We start from the raw sequence: 18476 nt of genomic DNA on the forward strand, positions 1-18476 counted from the left end.
AAACAGATTCAAAGAATCTTTTGTTTCATGCTAACGTAACGGGTAAACATCATGAAGAAACTGTTGATCGCACTGGCCGGGGCCGCTTGTCTCCTTTCGTCTGTTTCCGCCGCTCAGGCTGACCAGCTCCAGGATATTGAAAAACGCGGCGTCATCCGCATTGCCGTACCCCAGGATTTTCCGCCATTCGGCTCGGTGGGGACCGACCTGCAGCCGCAGGGGTATGACATCGACATGGCGCGCTATCTGGCGAAGTCGATGAAGCTCAAGCTGCAGCTGGTCCCGGTAACCAGCGCCAACCGCGTGCCGTATCTGCAGACGGATAAGGTGGACCTGGTGATCTCCAGCCTCGGCAAAAACGCTGAGCGTGAGAAAGTGATCGACTTCAGCCGCGCCTACGCGCCGTTTTTCCTCGGGGTGTTTGGCCCGAAAGGGGCGGAGCTGAAGGACGCGGCCGCGCTGAGCGGTAAAAGCGTCGGCGTGACCCGCGGGGCGGTGGAAGACATGGTGCTGACCAGCGTGGCGCCGCAGGCGGCGCAGATTAAGCGCTACGAGGACAATAACACTACTCTGTCGGCCTATCTGTCAGGCCAGGTGCAGTATGTCGCCACCGGGAACCTGGTGGTGGCGGCCATCGCCCGGCAGAACGCCGACAAAGCGCCGGTGCCGAGCTTTATGCTGAAGGACTCGCCGTGCTTTATCGGGCTGAAAAAGAACGAACCAGCGCTGAAGGCGAAAGTGGATACCCTCATCGAGCAGGGCATTAAGGACGGCACCCTCAACGGTCTGTCTGAGAAGTGGCTGAAAGCGCCGCTGCCTGCCAGCCTCGGCGCGTAAGGTCTGTGGATGACGGAGCAACTTCATTTTTCTGAGCTCTGGCCGCATTGGCCGGAGCTGCTGGCCGGCCTGTGGGTGACGGTGCAGCTGACGGTGCTGGCGACGATCGGCGGACTGGCGATCGGCATCCTCGGGGCGGCGATCCGCAGCGGCCGCCCGGGCATCCTCAGCCGGGTATGGGGCGGATATGTGGAAATCATTCGTAACACGCCGTTCGTGGTGCAGCTCTTTTTTATCGTCTTTGGTTTACCGAACCTGGGACTGAAAATGACCGCCGGCGAAGCGGCGCTGCTGGCGATGGTGGTGAACCTTGGGGCCTACAGCACCGAGATCGTGCGCGCCGGCATTCAGGTGACGCCGAAAGGCCAGTGGGAGGCCGGACGCGTGCTCGGACTCAGCCGGACGCAAACCTTCCTTCGCGTCGTGCTGCCCCCGGCGCTGCAGCGGATTTATCCGGCGCTGGTCAGCCAGTGCATCATCGTGATGCTCGGCTCGTCGGTGGTGTCGCAGGTCTCCTATGAGGAGCTGACCTTCGCCGCCAACCTGATCCAGTCGCGAACATTTTTGAGCTTTGAGGTCTATCTGGTGACCACCGGGATCTACTTAGCGTTATCGATAGCGATGCGTCAGCTGCTGATGGCGGCGGGGCGTAAATGGCTGGGAGTGCAGGCATGATGACCACCTTTACCGACTGGGACATTATCCGCAACCTGCTGCTGGCCGGTCGCTGGACGGTGCTGCTGTCTCTGGTCGCGTTTACCGGCGGGGCGCTGGTGACCTTACCGTTGCTGCTGCTGCGCCTGACCGGCGGACGGCAGGTAAAACGACTGATCCGCGGCTACGTCGAACTGTTTCAGGGGACGCCGCTGCTGATGCAGCTGTTTCTGGCATTTTTCGGCGTGGCGCTGTTCGGCATCGACGTCTCGGCATGGACCGCGGCGTCGGTGGCCCTGACGCTCTACACCAGCGCCTTTCTGCTGGATATCTGGTTCGGCAGCATTCGCGCGCTGCCGAAAGGCCAGTGGGAAGCCTCGCGCTGTCTCGGGCTGAGCTTCGGCCAGACCCTGTACCGGGTGGTGGCGCCGCAGGCGCTGCGCATCGCCATCGCGCCGACGGTGGGGTTCGCCGTGCAGGTGATCAAAGGTACGGCGCTGGCCTCGATTATTGGCTTTGTGGAGCTGACCAAGGCGGGAACCATGCTGACCAACGTCACTTACCAGCCGTTTAAAGTGTTTGCCCTGGTGGCGCTGGGCTATTTCATTCTGTGCTATCCGCTGTCCCGCTACAGCCGTTATCTGGAGAACAAATTCAATGCCTCTCATCACCATTAATCAGATGCAGAAGTACTACGGCGACAACCATGTGCTGAAGGGCGTCGATCTGGATATCGACATGGGAGAAGTGATCTCGATCATCGGCCGCAGCGGCTCAGGCAAAAGCACTCTGCTGCGCTGCATCAATGGCCTGGAGGGGTACCAGGAGGGGAGCATCAAGCTGGGGGGCATGACCATCACCGACCGCGATTCCCAGGCCCGGGAGATCAGCCGCTCCATCGGCATGGTGTTCCAGAACTTCAATCTCTTTCCGCACATGACGGCGCTGGAGAACGTCATGCTGGCCCCGCGGCGGGTGCTGAAGAAGTCCCAGGCCGAATGCCGTGAGCTGGCGCAGCGGATGCTGGAGAAGGTCGGGCTCGGCGACCGTCTGGATTACTACCCGGCCAACCTCTCCGGCGGCCAGCAGCAGCGCGTGGCCATCGCCCGGGCGCTGGCCATGTCGCCAAAGGTTTTACTTTGTGACGAAATTACCTCGGCGCTCGACCCGGAACTGGTGGGCGAAGTGCTGAAGGTGCTGGAGCAGCTGGCGGCGGAAGGCATGACGCTGATCCTCGTCACCCATGAAATGAATTTTGCCCGCGAAGTGGGCGACCGCGTGGTGTTTATGCATCAGGGGCGCGTCTGGGAGCAGGGCGACAGCAAAACGCTGTTCGCCAGTCCGCAGACAACCGAACTGAAACAGTTTATCTCCTCGGTGCGCGGTCTTAACTAACGTAAGGAATGGCAGATGGATATCACTCAGTTTTCGCAAATTAACCCGCCGCAGCGCCTGCTGATGGGGCCGGGGCCGATCAACGCCGACCCGCGCGTGCTGCGCGCCATGGCGAGCCAGCTGGTGGGGCAGTACGATCCGGCGATGACCCACTATATGAATGAAGTGATGGCGCTCTACCGCGGCGTGTTTCGCACCGAAAACCGCTGGACGATGCTGGTGGACGGTACCTCCCGCGCTGGTATCGAAGCGATCCTGGTGTCGGCGATCCGTCCGGGCGACAAGGTGCTGGTGCCAGTGTTCGGCCGGTTTGGCCACCTGCTGTGCGAAATAGCGCGCCGTTGCCGGGCAGAGGTACACACCATCGAGGTGCCGTGGGGGGAAGTCTTTACCCCGGACCAGGTTGAGGACGCGATCAAGCGCGTGCGCCCGCGCCTGCTGCTTACCGTGCAGGGCGATACCTCGACCACCATGCTGCAGCCGCTGGCGGAGTTGGGGGAGATTTGTCGTCGCCACGACGTGCTGTTCTATACTGACGCCACCGCGTCGCTCGGCGGCAACCCGCTGGAAACAGACGCCTGGCAGCTGGACGCGGTGTCCGCCGGGATGCAGAAGTGCCTGGGCGGCCCCTCCGGCACCTCGCCCATTACCCTCAGCCCGCGGATGGAAGAGGCGATCCGCCGCCGCAGCTGCATTGAGCAGGGGATCCGCACCGACGCCCACCACGATGGCGTCGACGAGATGATCTACTCCAACTATTTCGATCTCGGGATGGTGATGGATTACTGGGGGCCGGAGCGCCTTAACCACCACACCGAAGCGACCTCGGCGCTGTTCGCCGCCCGGGAGTGCGCGCGCCTGATCCTTCAGGAGGGACTCGACAACGGCATCGCCCGCCACAAGCTGCACGGCGATGCGCTGCTGAAAGGGATCCAGGCGATGGGTCTTGAGACCTTTGGCGACCTGCGGCACAAAATGAACAACGTACTGGGGGTGGTGATCCCCAACGGGGTCAACGGCGACCAGGTGCGTAAGCTGATGCTGGAAGATTTCGGCATTGAGATTGGCACCTCGTTCGGCCCGCTGCACGGTAAAGTCTGGCGCATTGGCACCATGGGCTATAACGCGCGTAAAGACTGTGTGATGCAGACCCTCAGTGCGCTGGAGGCGGTGCTGAACTACCTCAAGTTCACCACCACCCAGGGCGCGGCGATGCAGGCGGCCTGGGATCACTACCGCACCGAGGGCAACCTATGAGTGATACCATCCGCCAGCAGGCGGAGAGAGAGGCGGCCGCCAGCCGGGTAATGGCGCGCGCCGACCAGCTGGCCGCCCTCAGCGAAACCGCCGACGCCCTGACCCGGGTCTATCTGTCGCCGGAGCATCTGCAGGCCAACCAGCTGGTGGGTCAGTGGATGCAGGCCGCCGGTATGATGGTGTGGCACGACAGCGTCGGCAACATCTGCGGTCGCTATGAAGGCGTGCAGGAGGGCGCGCCGGCGGTGCTGCTGGGCTCTCATCTTGACACCGTGCGCAACGCCGGGCGCTACGACGGCATGCTCGGCGTGCTGACGGCGATTGAGGTGGTGCAGCGTCTGCACCAGCAGGGGCGACGGCTGGCAAAGGCTATCGAGATCGTCGGTTTTGGCGATGAAGAGGGCACCCGCTTCGGCATCACCCTGCTTGGCAGCCGCGGCGTCACTGGCACCTGGCCTGAAAGCTGGCTGTCGCAGTGCGATGCCGGCGGGGTGAGCGTCGCCCAGGCGCTGGTGAATGCCGGGCTCGATCCGGCGCGGATCGCCCATGCCGCCCGCCGCCCGCAGGATATCGCCGCCTATCTGGAACTGCATATCGAGCAGGGGCCGTGCCTGGAGCAGGCGGGTCTGGCGCTCGGCGTAGTGGAGGCGATTAACGGCGCCCGCCGCCTGAACTGCCGCTTTACCGGCGAAGCCGGCCATGCCGGCACGGTGCCGATGCTCCATCGTAAGGACGCGCTCGCCGCGGCGGCGGAATGGATGGTGCAGGTGGAAAGCCTGACCCGGCAGCGCGGCGGCAATCTGGTGGCGACGGTCGGCACCCTGCGCTGTGCGCCGGGCGCGGTGAACGTGATACCGGGCGAGGTGCAGCTGACGCTGGATATTCGCGGCCCGCAGGATGCGCCACTGGCGGCGCTGCTGGAGGAGCTGCTGGCGGAGGCGCAGGCCATTGCCGGGCGCCGCCAGCTGAGCTTCAGCGCCGAGGAGTATTATCGCATCGCCGCCACCGCCTGCGACAGCCAGCTGCAGGCGGTGCTGAGCGAGGCGGTGGTGGCGGTGCAGGGGCGTTCGCTGACGCTGCCGAGCGGCGCAGGGCATGACGCTATCGCCATCGCCGAGCGCTGGCCATCGGCCATGCTGTTTGTGCGCTGCCTGGGGGGCGTCAGCCATCACCCGGCGGAATCGGTCACCACCGCTGACGTCGGGCTGGCCATCGACGCGTTCTCCCGGGCGGTAGAGCAGGTGGCCGACGCCTGATCGCGCCGGTTGCCGTACCCCGGCTGGCGGCGTTACACCGCCAGCCGGTTGACCACCTCGGCGACGGAGGTGATGGCATGGATATTGCCGATCCCCGCCCCCACCGAGATATACCCCTCATCAGTATTCCCCTCCAGCATGCCCAGCCGCATTCCTCGCAGACCGCCCATCGCCTGGGCCAGCTCGGCCTTTGAGGCGCCGGCCAGGTCCATGGCCACCAGTGTGTCGCTCAGTTTGCCGGGCAGAGCGCGGTAGTAGTCCGGCAGGGTACGGAACAGCCGCAGATCGAGGCCGTTGGCGGCGACAATTTTCGCTTTCACCGAGTCGGGAACCCGGCTTTCGACGGTGCTGATGAATACCGAACCGGCGAAGACGCCTTCCGCGCCGAGGGCGTGAGCGGCACGCGCCCCTCGGGCATCGGTTATCCCCCCCGCGGCCATTACCGGAACCCGCTGTACCGCGTCAACAATCAGCGGGACGCCGGCAGCTTTTCCCAGGCGGCGGAAAATTTGCAGATCCACCGGCCGGCGGTGACCAAAGCGCTGCAGCAGCTGGAGCGGGAGAGCGGGGTCAGGCTGCTGCAGCGTACCACCCGGCGCCTGTATCTCACGCCGGAGGGAGAAGAGTTTTATCGCCGCAGTAAACCGCTGCTCTCCCAGGCCGACGATCTGCTGGAGTCGTTCGCGCCGGACCGGCCGATACGCGGCCAGCTACGCGTCGATATGCCGATCGCTTTTGCACGGCTGCTGGTGATCCCGCATCTGGCGGATTTTTATCAGGCCCATCCGGAGGTGGAAATTGTCCTCAGCAGCTCCGATGTGCGCCGGGATATGCTGCGCGATGGCCTGGATTGCCTGCTGCGGGTGGGTGAACTGGAGGATGGCGACTATGTGGCGCGCTCGCTGGGGGAGGTGGCGTTAACCACCTGCGCCAGTCCGGAATATCTGGCGCGCTATGGGGCGCCCGCCACGCTGGAGGACCTGCAGTCGCACCTGGCGGTGAACTGGGTGAACAGCAGCAGCCGGCAGATTATGCCCTGGCGATTCCAGACCCCGGAGGGCGTCCGGCAGGTCGCCATTCCCGGCAAGCTGGTGCTGGACAACTCGGAAGTCTTTACCGCCGCCGGGCTGGCGGGGCTGGGGATGCTGCAGGGGATGCGCTTCTTTTTACAGCCCTACATCGACAGCGGCCAGCTGGTGGAAATTTTACCGGACTTTCCGGCCCCGCGTCGGCCGCTGTCGCTGCTCTATCCGCACCGGCATCTTTCGCACAAGGTGCGGGTCTTTGCCGACTGGCTGCAGGGGCTGGTGGCGACCCTGGAGCGGACGCCGCCGGCTTGACTCTGCTGGCTGAGCGTTTATATATAAAATGTGAATGCTATTAAAGCAATAAATCACAAGGCTGGATAATGACTCAACCTGTAAGGGAATGCTGATGAAACTCTGGAATAAAACACTGCTCGCTTCCGCACTGTGCCTGACCCTGTTTGGCTGCGACGATGCGTCGAAAGTAGATAACAAACTGGATAAGGCCAAAGATAATGCGGAGCAGATGAAGGATGCCGCGGCGGACAAAGCCCAGGCGATTAAGCAGGATGCGGATAAGCAAATTGATACCTTGAAAAGCCAGGCCGACGCCGAGGCCGATCGCCTGAAGGATCAGGCCAGCGCTATCAAGGCGGAGGCGGACAAGAAAGCGGATGCCATCGCCGAGCAGGCGAAAGCCCAGGCCGATGCGGTGAAGCAGAACGCAAAGCAGGAAAGCGACCGCATCGTCAAAGAGGCGGGTCAGATCAAAGACAACGCCATCGGCGATGCCAATCAGCTTTCAGCGGAAGCGGCGAGCAAAACCAAAGCCATTCAGGACAGTATCGCGAAGGATAAACAGAACGCTACGCCACCGGCCGCCCAGCAGTAACTCGCGGTGTTTGCCTGGCCAGCCGCCGTCCGTAAAAACAGAGCGTGGAGCCTGATATCGCGCCCGACGGCGCTGCGCTTGCGCGGGCCTGCAAGCGGGGCGAGTTGGCTGCGCAATGATCGGGTATTGTAGGCCGGGCAAGGCGTTGCCGCCGCCCGGCACATAGAACGGCATTAACATCCTGCTCAGGGGTATCTTACGATACCCCTTTTTGATGCCCGTTCCGGGTTCAGCGGTTTGGAAGCAGGGTGCCTTTCAGGCCGTGCGGCTCGGAGCGCAGATATTGCGAAGGTACGCGAACCTGGGCGCCAAGGCTGGCCGCGGCGTGCCATGGCCAGTGCGGATCGTAGAGCACCGCGCGGGCGAGGGCGATCAGGTCGGCATCGCCATTCTCCAGCGCCGCTTCCGCCTGCTGCGGGTCGGTGATCAGCCCCACGCCAATCACCGGGATGGCTACCTGCTCGCGAATGTCGCGGGCGAAAGGCAACTGATACCCCGGCCCGACGGTGATTGCCTGCTGCGGCGACAATCCGCCGCTGGAAACATGGATATAGTCGCTGCCCAGCGCTTCCAGCTGCTGACTGAACTGAATGGATTGCTCGCCGTCCCAGCCGCCTTCGACCCAGTCGGTAGCCGACAACCTGACGCCCACCGCCATGGCGTTGCCCACCGCCTCGCGGATTGCCTTAAACACTTCCAGCGGATAGCGCATGCGGTTTTCCAGCGAACCGCCATACTCGTCCCGGCGCTGATTGCTGAGCGGCGAGAGAAACTGGTGCAGCAGATAGCCGTGGGCGGCGTGCAGCTCAATCAGCTCAAAGCCCAGGCGTTGGGCGCGCAATGCGCTGGCGACAAAGGCCGCTTTGATGCGCGCCAGATCGGCATGGCTCAGCTCGGCCGGGGCGCGATCGCCGTCGTGAAACGCCACCGCGGAGGGGGCGACGGTCTGCCAGCCGCCCTGGTTGAGCGCCAGCTGATGGCCACCCTGCCAGGGGGCCGCGCAGGAGGCCTTGCGCCCGGCATGCCCCAGCTGGATCCCCAGAGGGATCGGTGACCAGGCCCGGATATCCTCCACCACGGCGCGCAGGGCGTTTTCGGTTTCATCATCCCACAGCCCCAGATCTCCCGGCGAGATACGTCCCGCCGACTCTACCGCCGTGGCTTCCAGAATTAACAGGCCGGCGCCGGAGAACGCCAGCTGCCCGAGATGGATCCGGTGCCAGGACGTCGCCTTCCCCTCGTCGGCAGAGTACTGACACATGGGGGCGATAACGATACGGTTATCCAGCGTCAACTGACCAATACGCGTCGCGCTAAAAAGATGACTCATGAGTACCTCGTAAATGTTAGACGTGGTCTTGCTCGGGGGCGAACAGCCACTGTTTATAGCACGCCTGCCAGCCCCCCTTTATTCGGATATTGCGTTTAAACGTCCCGCTACTCGATAAACCAGAGACGGCGCCGCCGGCCGGTTGCCTGCTGTGACACCGCGCGGGCCATTGCGCTGCCAATCTCGGCGCTGGCCGTCAGCCCCTGGACAAAGGGGCGATCGTGCATCAGCCAGGGAAGGGCGCCGAAGGCGACCCGGCCGCGCACTGCCTCCGGCGCCTGCAACGTGTAGTCATCGCCAACGTCCGGAATAGCGTCGCCGCAGGCCAGCAGCTGTTGGCGCAGTGAAGGAAAGGGCAGATCCCGGGTTTTGAGCGCTTTCTGTCCGCGGGCATCGATAAAGACATCGAATTCACAGCGCTGCTGATGATGGACAATCAGCGTCCGGTCAGACTCGAGCTGCAGATCGTAATCCTCGCCCAGCGCCACAATGCGCAGAATGCCCGCCCGGTGCAGGGCCAGCAGGCGGCGAATGGACTCCGGCGGGATCGCGGCGTAGTTATCGATAAACACGCGGGCGAGCCCCTGGCGGAAGCGACGGCTGTCCTCGTCGTTGAGCTGCGGCACCACGGTTTCAATCGCCTCGTGCAGGCGGAGAATGGCATAGCGCCAGGGCACCGTGTGGCGCTCGCGCTTATTGCGCTCCACCTCCTGCAGATTGCGCTGCGCCCACTGGAAGGGGTCATGGGTGAGACGGTCGGCAAACCAGGCGTCGGCGATGCTGTCAGGCGTCAGCTGGCGCAGCCCCATCACCTGGCACCAGGCCGGGGCGGCATATTCCAGCTCCTGGACGATCAGCTGGAACACCCGCTCCAGCAGACCGTCGCTGCCCTGAGCGACGGCCGCCTCGAGGGCGGCAGGGGTGGCGATCTCCAGCGGCTCCCACGGGATCGGGCAGTAGAAATCGGCCTCTGGCAGCACGCCGTTGCGTGACATCAGCGTGATCTCCAGCGCTTCGCTGCCGGGATGCAGGGAAAAATGGGTCGTTTTGTCGTGTTCAGTATGGAAAACGCCGTGGCGGGCTACAACCGCCACGGCGGCATCAATCGCGCTTAAGGAGGTCCCGAGGATCCCCACCCGACAGGGGGCGATGCGGGCCTCCATCAGGCCGGTCCACGGGCTGGGGAAGTATTGCCGGCTGGCGCGTTCTTCTTCAGGCCACAAATGGCCGGTGGCTATCACCACCAGATCGACGATAACCGGCTGCGCCGCGCTGTCGGTGTGGATGGCGATCCCGACGGGCTGCACCGCAATATCCGTGACCTCACAGGACTCGCAAACGTTCACCACGAAGCCGGCGTCTCTGGCCCGTTGGACAAGATACAGAAAGCGGTCGCGGTAGTACTCGCCGAGGATCACCCGCGGCAGAAACTGGCGCTCATGCAGCGCGTGCCGTTCAAGACCGCGCGCCGCCAGCCAGTCATCGCTCTGCTGCTGCAGCCATTGCAGATAGGTCAGGTCGATAGGGGGGATCTCAATGCTGGCGATGTTGGCCAGCATCTGCGCCGCGGTATTATCATCGCTGTAGGGCATACCGACCCCGGCCTGCGCCTCTTTTTCAAACAGCGCGATCGATAGCGGCTCACCGCGCTTCACCAGTTCATACATGGTGTAAATCCCCGTCGGCCCGGCGCCGACGATGGCGATTCTCTTCATGATTCTCTCCCTTCCTGTGGGTGGATACGGCATCGGGGCAGTGCACTGAAGCCAGCCTGCCCTTAATTCTGGTCGAAAATTAGCGAACCGGTGGGCCGTCGCACGCAATTTGAAACAAATTAGCGTGCTAATAAACTTGCCGACGGCCGGAAAAGGGGTGTAATTAACAAAAGAGCAACTTTCTATACAAACAATTTACACAAGCGGTGACACCAGCCTGCTCTGCCGGACGCCGCGCAAGCTCCCGGCAACGCCGTCGGGATAGGGATGACAAGATGCACGGCTGGACTTCACGACAGCGCAATGCGGCGATCGCCAGTTTTTTAAGCTGGACGCTCGATGCTTTCGACTTTTTCCTGTTGGTTTTTTTACTGAGCGATATCGCCCACTCCTTTCACGTCGACCTCGAAGAGGTCACCCTGGCGATTCTGCTGACCCTGGCCGTGCGGCCCGTCGGCGCATTGATCTTCGGCAGGGCGGCGGAAAAGTTTGGCCGCAAACCGATCCTGATGCTCAATATCGTGTTCTTCTCCGCCTTTGAGCTGCTCTCCGCCGCGGCGCCGTCGTTGATGCTGTTTTTTCTGCTGCGGGTGCTGTACGGCGTGGCGATGGGCGGGATCTGGGGCGTGGCTTCGTCGCTGGCGATGGAGACGATCCCCGACCGCTCGCGCGGCCTGATGTCCGGTCTGTTCCAGGCGGGGTATCCTTTCGGCTATCTGCTGGCGGCCGTGGCCTACGGGCTGCTGTTTGCACAGCTCGGCTGGCGCGGGATGTTTGTCATTGGCGCCGCCCCGGTGCTGCTGTTGCCGTTTATCTATTTCTGCGTCGAGGAGTCCCCGGTCTGGCTGGCGGCCCGGCAGAGTAAAGCGAGCACGGCTCTGCTGCCGGTGCTGCGTAGCCACTGGAAGCTGTGCCTGTACCTGGTGGTGCTGATGGCGGCCTTTAACTTCTTCTCCCATGGGACGCAGGATCTCTACCCGGTATTTTTGAAAGTCCAGCACGGGTTTGCGCCGGAAACGGTCAGCATTATCGCGGTGTGCTACAACATCGCCTCAATCATCGGCGGGGTGTTCTTCGGCTCACTGTCGGAGAAGATTGGCCGGCGCAAAGCGATTATGATCGCCGCTCTGCTGGCGCTGCCGGTGATCCCGCTGTGGGCTTTCGCCAGCGGCTCGCTGGCGCTGGGGGCCGGGGCGTTTCTGATGCAGTTTATGGTGCAGGGCGCCTGGGGGGTGATCCCGACCTGGCTCAACGAACTGGTCCCGGCCAACACCCGGGCGGTGCTGCCCGGTTTCGTCTATCAGCTGGGGAATCTGCTGGCCTCGGTGAATGCCACCCTGCAGGCCTCCATTGCGCAGCACCACGGGCATAACTACGGCCTGGCGATGGCCCTGGTGGCCGGGACGGTGGCGATCGTCATTACCATTCTCACCTTCTTTGGCCGCGAGGGCCGGGTGGCGCAACCTGCCGGAGCGGCGCGTCAGCAGCCGCTCTCCACCAGCCGTTAAGGGCTGACGCCGGGCGTAATCAGGCGCCCGGCAGACACGCTAACCGCGCAGGCGAACCGTCGCCGCCTGGCGTTTTTCCAGCGAGCAGATGCCAATCCCCAGCATAATGAACAGCGCGCTGAACAGGTGCCAGGCATGGGGCTGGGTATGCAGGAAGAGGATGCTTAACACGCCACCCGAGAGGGGGATGATGTGGGTGTAAATCTCCCCCCGCGTGGCGCCGATGGTGGCGATCCCTTTATTCCAGAACAGATAGGCCAGCCATGACGGAAAAATCACCAGATAAGCCAGCCCGCTGAGGAAAAACGGCTCGCGCCAGGCATCCCAGTCCTGCGCCGGGTGGCGCATCAGCCAGAAGGCGACGATCGGCAGCAGGAGCAGGGCGCCGAGCAGCGAGCTGACGGCGACAAAGCCATTCGCCGGGATCCGGCGGTCCTTTAGACGTAACAGCGAACAATAGAGCGCCCAGCTCAGCGCCGACCCCATCGCCCACAGATCGCCGACGGAAAAGGTATGCAGCGAGGCGGCATGCAGCGGGTTGCCCTGGAATAAGAGGATCATCACGCCGAGGGTGCTGAAGACCACCCCCAGCCAGTTGCGGGCCGATACCGGGTCGCGAAAAATCAGCCGGTTAATCAGCAGCACCATGCTCGGCGTGGCGGACATATAGATGGCGGCGTTGAGGGCGGAGGTGGTTTGCAGACCGATATAGAGCGTGAGCGGGAAACTGACCTGACCGCAGAGGGTGAGCACCAGCACCGCCGGGGCGTTTTCCCGCAGCAGGTGACGACTGCCGGCAATCTGCCGGCGGTAGAGCAGGCCCAGCAGCAGCGCCGTTAACGCCCACCGCGCTTCGGTCATCAGGATCGGATCCACGCCCTGAACCAGCACGTGACCGACAACGTAATTCCCACCCCAGAACAGGGCGGCCAGCGTCAGTAACAGATAGGGCATCGTGATTCCTTGTGTCGTTTGTCACTGTACTGAATGGTAACGTTATTATTTTTATAATATCAACACTATTTTAGTGGCTTTTGTTCTGTTTATTTAAAATCGTTAATAAACAGTGCATTAATGATGTGGTTGAAATTTACGTTGCCGCATTGTGAGCGGTACTATACCGTATAGTCGCCATGCATTTCACAGGGATAAATTCATGCGTAATACCGACAATGGGGTCATTGGTAGTGACCAAACCGAGGTGATAGCCAGGCTGGCGCTGGATGAGTTAATTGACCAGCTTCTGCACAGCAACGCGCTGTCGCTGAAGCTGACGGCCAATCCGCTGGTCGCCGACAGAGCCTGGCATCTGACGGAGAATACCTGCATCCGCGCCTTCTCCGCTGACGATCCGCAGGCCAAAAAGCGCGCGCACCATGCGCTGTTCATCCTTTATCAGTCCTGGCTTGCCGACCCGCTCTCGCCGGCGGCTGCCAATCAGTTTCATCCGCTGCTCTCCGGGATCCGAAATTACATTGAGTCTGAGTGGCTGCGGGCGGAAAGCAAACGTTTCCACCGCCAGCGGCCGGTGCTCAATGCCGGCAATATCGTCGACGAACTGCGCGCCTTATGCCAGCAGCACCCGGCGTCTCATCATCCGCTGTTCGATTTCCTTGCCAGCGAGGCCTCCGCGGCGCAAATCGACTATTTCTTCAAAAGCGACAGCGCGCTGAATCTGCTTTTCTTCGATCTGGTGGCGATGGGGCTGGTGGGCTCGTTGCCGGAAACCCGCGCCGAAATTGCGCAAAATCTGTGGGATGAGATAGGCCAGGGCAGCACTGAGATCACCCACGTCAATCTGTATAAGGATTTACTGAAGCGGCGGAATATCGCCTTACCGGACAATCATTTTGCCCATCTTTATGAGTGGCAGGGGCTGGCCGGGTATAACGCCTTTATGCTCGGCGGCGTAAATCGCCAGCATTACTACAAATCGCTGGGGGTGATGGCGATGACCGAACTGCTCGACCCACCGCAGTATGAAAAACTGGTGGCGGGCTGTCGGCGGATTGGGCTTAGCGATCGCGACGTGCATTACTATGCCGAACACATCACGGTCGATATCGGCCATGCGGACGGTTGGCTGAACAATGTGATTGTGCCGATTGGCAAAAAACATCCGGCGGCGATGGAGGAGGTCTACTTTGGCGCCGCGCTGCGCCTGCAAACCTGCAACGATTACTATGATGGTCTGCTGGCGGCGCTGCAGTCGCTGGACGGCAGCATGCGCTCACAGCGTACCGCCTTCTGAGTAGATCAACGCTTTGGCCGCGCTCCAGGCGGTCGTCCCCGGCGGGATCTCCCGGCATTCGGCAGACTCGGCCTGCTGGGCGGCGATGGCGCCATCGATGAGCATCACCATCATCATGGCGACCCGTTCGGCAGGCTCTGGTTTTAATACCCGAGTCAGAATATCGCGGAAGAACTGCCACAGGCGCGATTTGAACCGGGAGCACTGCTCCCGGATCGCCGGCGATGACGCGCCATATTCGAACAGCGCGCGGGTAAACATGCAGCCGTGGAAGGTTTCGCAGGTCAACCAGCACTGATAGTAGTCGAACACGGCGAACAGCTTCTCCCGCGCGGTGGCTTTATCCGCGGTGATCTGCGTCAGATCCTGCATAAACTCGCTCTCTTTCTGCCGGAGGATAGCCAGAATGAGCGCCTCTTTATCGGCATAGTAGCGGTAGAAGGTCATTTTGGAGATGCCGGCATGCTCAGCAATCCGCTCGATGCTGGGCGACTGATATCCTTCGCGATTAAACAGCGCGCTGGCGTGGCGGAGAATGTCCGCTTGTTTTGGCTTCATGCGTTTTCCTGTCGAATGGTTCGCTGTCATGACTGCCGGTGACCCGGTCGTCCTGCGACAGCGGTGCATTATGCCGGATCTTGCCGCCAGGCGGGCAAAAAGTAAATCAGCCGCGCCTCGCGCGGCGCCGGTATTGGTGTATAAGGTGACAAGGATGAAGAAGAACATTGCCTTTTTTGACTTCGATGGCACGATAACCCACGAAGATACGTTTACCCCTTTCATTTATCAGTCCCTCGATGCGAAAGCCATTCGTCGGGGCAAACTGCGGCTGTTGCCCTATATTCTCGCCTGGAAAATGGGCTGGCTTTCAGCCTCTGCCATCCGGCAAAAAGTGTTTCATTATGCTTTTGCCGGGAAATCGCAACCTGAGATCCTGCAGCGTGGGAACGATCATAGCCAGGCGTTTATTCCCCGCACGCTGCGGGAGAACGCGATGCAGCGTATAGCCTGGCATCAGGCGCGAGGGGACACCGTGGTGGTGGTCTCAGCCTCGCTGGATGTCTACCTTCGACCGTGGTGCCAGCAGCATAATCTTGAGCTGCTGTGCAGCGAAGTGGAATTTCAAAACGGGGCAGCGACCGGAAAGTATCAGGGTGGAGACTGCAGCGGCCTGGCCAAAAAGGTGCGTATCCTGGCGAACTACGCCCTGACCGATTACGAAGCGATCTTCGCTTACGGCGATACGCCGGAAGATTTCGCCATGCTGACGCTGGCCACCACTCAAATCTATCGCTGGGAGGAGGCACCGCCATGCGGCTAGCGGCGTCAGGCTGCGCAGGTTAAGATGGCGCGCTATTGCCCCTCTCACCAGGAAGAAGAGATGTTGCTACCCCTGACCACGCCCCGGCTGCTGCTGCGCCGGTTCAGAACGGAAGATCTGCCGTCTTTCAGCCGCTATCGCAACCTGCCGGAAGTGGCCCGTTTTCAGAGCTGGAGCCATTACGGTATGGCAGAGGCGACTGCCTTCTATGAACAACAGCGTTCCCTGGCCTTTGCTGAGGATGAGAGTTGGTTCCAGCTTGCCGTAGAGATCCAGGCCAACGGTGCGCTGGCGGGAGATGTGGGGATCCACTTTTTCGATCAGGGCAGACAGGCCGAGCTGGGGATGACCTTTTCCCCGGCGTATCAGCATCAGGGGTATGCCCGGGAAGCCATACAGGCGGTGATAACCTTACTTTTTGAACCGTTGGCCCATCACCGGCTGATCGCGGTGGTAGACACCCGCAATACCGCCGCGATCAAACTCCTGGAAGGACTGGGCTTTCGTCGCGAGGCGCATTACCGGCAGAATATCTTTTTTAAAGGCCAGTGGGGCGATGAGTATCTGTACGCGCTGCTGCGCAGCGAATATCAGTGAAGTGACGGCCTGGCCGTCACTTCTGCCAGGGTTGTCGTTAGCTATGCTGGCGGATAAAGCGCGCGCGCCACGGTTTTAGCACCCACAGCGCGAGGGCGGCGGTGACAAAATCCAGGCCAATGGCGCAGCTGAAAACCACATGCCAGCCGTGGGTGTACTGATAGAGCAACGCCGCCAGCGGGCCGCCGAAGATTGACCCGATGCCCTGTGAAATATACAGCCAGCCATAGTTGCTGGCGGCATGTTCGCTGCCGAAGGTATCGGTGAGCGTCGACGGGAAGAGGGAGAAGATTTCCCCCCAGCCAAAGAACACCACCCCGGAAAGCAGGACAAACAGCAGCGGATCTTCCCGGCACGCCAGCCAGAGCGTCATCGCCACCCCCTCCAGCGCAAAGGCGATAAACATGGTTTGCTCGCGGCCGAAGCGGTCGGAAATAAAACCAAACAGCGGCCGGGTTAAACCGTTGGTGAAGCGGTCTATCGTTAACGCCAGCGGCAGCGCCGCCATGCCAAACACCACCGCCTGGCTAATGCCGAAGTCTTCGGCGAACACCGCCATCTGCGAAGTGACCATCAGCCCGGAAGTCGACATCATCGCCATCATGGCAAACATCAGCCAGAACAGCGGTTGGCGCAGCATTTCCCGGGAGGTAAACGATCTGCTGCTCTGCGCCACCGTCTGGCTGACGGGCAAAGAGACAGCAGGCGGCGGCAGCTTCAGTCCCTGACTGGCGAGGAAGCCGACGAGCGCGAAGAGGACCCCGAAGGTCGTCATCGTGTGTTCAAGGCCGTTGGTGGTCAGCGACAGGGAGATGGGGAAGGTGGTTATGATGGCCCCCATCCCGTAGCCCGCCGCCACCGCGCCGGCGGCGAACCCCCGCTGCCGCGGAAACCATTTGACCATCAGGCCGACAACGCCGATGTAGACGATCCCGGTTCCAAGGCCGCCCATGCAGCCATAAACCAGCCACAGCGTCGCCAGGCCATTCACCTGTGCGGAAAGCACCCAGCTCATTCCCGCCATCACCGTACCGATAGCGATTAGCCGCCGTGGGCCAAATTTCTCCACTAACCGCCCCTGAAAGGGCGAAAAGAAGGTCTGGAGGATGATCAGCAGCGAGAAGGTGACCTGCAGCTCGGGCAGACCGACGCCCAGCTTTGCGGCCAGGGGTTTCGTCAGCAGCGTCCAGACATATTGCGGACTGGAGATGGCGGCCATACAGATCAGGCCCAGCACCAGCTGGCGCCATTTGCCATATTTCGGGGTAACCAACGGTTCGCTGAGTGTCGTCATGTTGTTCTCCGTTTTCAGTTAACAGGTTTCCGTGAAACGCATCCGCCCTGGAGGCTTCACGGAGAGAAGAAGGCGTTGGCGTCGCGACCGCAGGTGGCTATGGGTTGTCGCCTCCTGGCCTGAGATCTTGTCAACATCGCTGTATACAACCGCAGAGCATTAAACGTGCCAGTTAAAATAGTTCTTTATATACAAACAGTTAACATGGAAGTGTGGGAGGGGATGGGATTCAGTATGGTGAACAGGCGGCACTGAGTCGGTGCAAATGGGTCATCGCTGTGCGCTTCACTTATTGACTGGCTCAAGGCCAATGGTAGGTCTAATGGAAAATGAGGCATGGCATTCAGGCGGGGGACAGGCACCCTCCTGCTTATCCTCTTCCCGATCGCTGATTATATTCACGCTATAGATACAGGAGGCGCTAACCTGGTCGGTGCGAACGGCTTTAAATCGCATGCTGATGAAGTTGAAGATAAACCCTGCTTAAACATGACGCAGAAATAAGTGAAAAATAAGTTACAGTTAACAATTTATTAAATTCACATTAAAATTATTTTAATGGTTATTTTCTCAATGCACTGATTTATAAGTTTAAATATAATGACAGACTGGATTTTCATCAAATAGTGATGACGGAGAATATCATTGATAATACCAATATCATGATCTATGGTAGCGTTCACTTAATAGTAAATTGAATGAGGTGGGAAATGCATAATTATATTGCCAAAGGTATTGCGATGGCTGTAGCCATCGCTGCCTCAGGAACGGTGCAGGCTATTGATAAAAAGAATCCAGATCCTTATTTTTCAGGGGTCAAGATTTTTGCCCTAAAGGAGGCCGCCGGAAGTGAATGGGATAGCGTGACCGGCGAGGCGAAGTATCTGGTGACCTATAAAGTTACGCTTGATAACTTCTCTGATAAAAGCATTGAACCTGGCAAAGATAACAAAATGTGCTTCTTTTTGTATGATAAAAATGGCAAGTCATTTATGAGCACGGGTATTGAAATGGCGATGCTGAAAAAATACAAACCCATTGAAAGCCGAACAGGTAACGTGTTCTTCAGCAGCGCCGATCCTGAAATACTGAATATACCTTTTGTCCGTCTCGCTTTCGGTAAAGACTGCTTAACAAAATAACC

17 protein-coding genes and 2 pseudogenes are annotated in these 18476 nt (G+C 60.6%); 13 read left to right on the forward strand and 6 right to left on the reverse strand.

Translation table 11 applies throughout. The annotated features are described in order from the left end of the window. Positions 1 to 51 precede the first annotated feature (51 nt). Genes ABLV54_RS14440 through hpxK form a run of 6 tightly spaced genes read left to right on the forward strand, consistent with a single transcriptional unit; the run spans position 52 to position 5399 of the window. Entirely contained in the window at positions 52 to 837 is a 786-nt protein-coding gene (locus ABLV54_RS14440; RefSeq protein ID WP_023289755.1) for a transporter substrate-binding domain-containing protein, read from the forward strand. Between the two features lie 9 nt (positions 838 to 846). Further along, the gene (locus ABLV54_RS14445) at positions 847 to 1512 is read left to right on the forward strand and encodes an amino acid ABC transporter permease (RefSeq protein ID WP_101881685.1); all 666 of its coding nucleotides are present in this window, start codon (positions 847 to 849) and stop codon (positions 1510 to 1512) included. Beyond that, entirely contained in the window at positions 1512 to 2168 is a 657-nt protein-coding gene (locus tag ABLV54_RS14450) for an amino acid ABC transporter permease (RefSeq protein ID WP_002905295.1), read from the forward strand. Before ABLV54_RS14445 ends, ABLV54_RS14450 begins: the two co-directional genes overlap by 1 nt. Then, positions 2149 to 2886: an amino acid ABC transporter ATP-binding protein gene (locus tag ABLV54_RS14455; protein ID WP_002905293.1), complete on the forward strand. Its 738-nt coding sequence runs from the start codon at positions 2149 to 2151 to the stop codon at positions 2884 to 2886. Before ABLV54_RS14450 ends, ABLV54_RS14455 begins: the two co-directional genes overlap by 20 nt. Positions 2887 to 2901: 15 nt before the next feature. Next, complete coding sequence (locus ABLV54_RS14460; RefSeq protein WP_050534101.1) at positions 2902 to 4143, forward strand: alanine--glyoxylate aminotransferase family protein; 1242 nt, start codon at positions 2902 to 2904, stop codon at positions 4141 to 4143. Continuing rightward, positions 4140 to 5399, forward strand: coding sequence for an allantoate amidohydrolase (gene hpxK, locus ABLV54_RS14465; protein WP_101881683.1), 1260 nt, complete (start codon positions 4140 to 4142; stop codon positions 5397 to 5399). Before ABLV54_RS14460 ends, hpxK begins: the two co-directional genes overlap by 4 nt. Before the next feature lie 32 nt (positions 5400 to 5431). On the opposite strand, the pseudogene ABLV54_RS14470 reads toward hpxK, so the two are convergent. Next, positions 5432 to 5878: pseudogene (locus ABLV54_RS14470) on the reverse strand (nitronate monooxygenase); the annotation flags it as partial. Between ABLV54_RS14470 and ABLV54_RS14475 the strand changes: the two are divergent. Continuing rightward, entirely contained in the window at positions 5852 to 6739 is an 888-nt protein-coding gene (locus tag ABLV54_RS14475) for a LysR family transcriptional regulator (protein WP_050534129.1), read from the forward strand. The pseudogene ABLV54_RS14470 and the gene ABLV54_RS14475 overlap by 27 nt on opposite strands. Before the next feature lie 88 nt (positions 6740 to 6827). Then, the gene (locus ABLV54_RS14480) at positions 6828 to 7316 is read left to right on the forward strand and encodes a hypothetical protein (RefSeq protein ID WP_032452914.1); all 489 of its coding nucleotides are present in this window, start codon (positions 6828 to 6830) and stop codon (positions 7314 to 7316) included. A 229-nt stretch (positions 7317 to 7545) separates the two neighbouring features. Here the strand turns inward: ABLV54_RS14480 and ABLV54_RS14485 are convergent, their stop codons facing one another. After that, positions 7546 to 8646 (reverse strand): NADH:flavin oxidoreductase/NADH oxidase, encoded by a 1101-nt coding sequence (locus ABLV54_RS14485; protein WP_050534103.1) that lies wholly within the window; start codon positions 8644 to 8646, stop codon positions 7546 to 7548. A 107-nt stretch (positions 8647 to 8753) separates the two neighbouring features. After that, positions 8754 to 10361 (reverse strand): FAD-NAD(P)-binding protein, encoded by a 1608-nt coding sequence (locus ABLV54_RS14490; protein ID WP_050534104.1) that lies wholly within the window; start codon positions 10359 to 10361, stop codon positions 8754 to 8756. 275 nt (positions 10362 to 10636) lie between these two features. On the opposite strand from ABLV54_RS14490, the gene ABLV54_RS14495 reads away from it, so the two are divergent. Further along, a complete protein-coding gene (locus ABLV54_RS14495; protein WP_050534105.1) occupies positions 10637 to 11869 on the forward strand; it encodes an MFS transporter in 1233 nt (410 codons plus the stop codon). Positions 11870 to 11908: 39 nt separating this feature from the next. Here the strand turns inward: ABLV54_RS14495 and ABLV54_RS14500 are convergent, their stop codons facing one another. Next, a complete protein-coding gene (locus tag ABLV54_RS14500; protein WP_023289745.1) occupies positions 11909 to 12823 on the reverse strand; it encodes a DMT family transporter in 915 nt (304 codons plus the stop codon). A gap of 202 nt (positions 12824 to 13025) precedes the next feature. On the opposite strand from ABLV54_RS14500, the pseudogene ABLV54_RS14505 reads away from it, so the two are divergent. Next, positions 13026 to 14124 (forward strand): annotated as a pseudogene (locus tag ABLV54_RS14505) (iron-containing redox enzyme family protein). On the opposite strand, the gene ABLV54_RS14510 reads toward ABLV54_RS14505, so the two are convergent. Next, a complete protein-coding gene (locus ABLV54_RS14510; protein ID WP_023289743.1) occupies positions 14100 to 14678 on the reverse strand; it encodes a TetR/AcrR family transcriptional regulator in 579 nt (192 codons plus the stop codon). The pseudogene ABLV54_RS14505 and the gene ABLV54_RS14510 sit on opposite strands and share 25 nt — an antisense overlap. A gap of 154 nt (positions 14679 to 14832) precedes the next feature. On the opposite strand from ABLV54_RS14510, the gene ABLV54_RS14515 reads away from it, so the two are divergent. Continuing rightward, on the forward strand, positions 14833 to 15441 hold the full coding sequence (locus ABLV54_RS14515; protein ID WP_050534106.1) for an HAD-IB family hydrolase: 609 nt from the start codon (positions 14833 to 14835) through the stop codon (positions 15439 to 15441). Positions 15442 to 15465: 24 nt separating this feature from the next. Next, entirely contained in the window at positions 15466 to 16038 is a 573-nt protein-coding gene (locus ABLV54_RS14520; RefSeq protein WP_072096679.1) for a GNAT family protein, read from the forward strand. A 37-nt stretch (positions 16039 to 16075) separates the two neighbouring features. On the opposite strand, the gene oxlT is transcribed toward ABLV54_RS14520, so the two are convergent. Further along, a complete protein-coding gene (gene oxlT / locus ABLV54_RS14525; RefSeq protein WP_050534108.1) occupies positions 16076 to 17332 on the reverse strand; it encodes an oxalate/formate MFS antiporter in 1257 nt (418 codons plus the stop codon). 710 nt (positions 17333 to 18042) lie between these two features. On the opposite strand from oxlT, the gene ABLV54_RS14530 reads away from it, so the two are divergent. Beyond that, a complete protein-coding gene (locus ABLV54_RS14530; protein WP_050534109.1) occupies positions 18043 to 18474 on the forward strand; it encodes a DUF4354 family protein in 432 nt (143 codons plus the stop codon). The last annotated feature ends 2 nt before the right edge of the window (positions 18475 to 18476 follow it).

Origin of the sequence: Klebsiella sp. JB_Kp042 (genome assembly GCF_040065275.1) — a bacterium.
In the GTDB taxonomy this organism is placed as follows: Bacteria; Pseudomonadota; Gammaproteobacteria; order Enterobacterales; family Enterobacteriaceae; genus Klebsiella; species Klebsiella quasipneumoniae.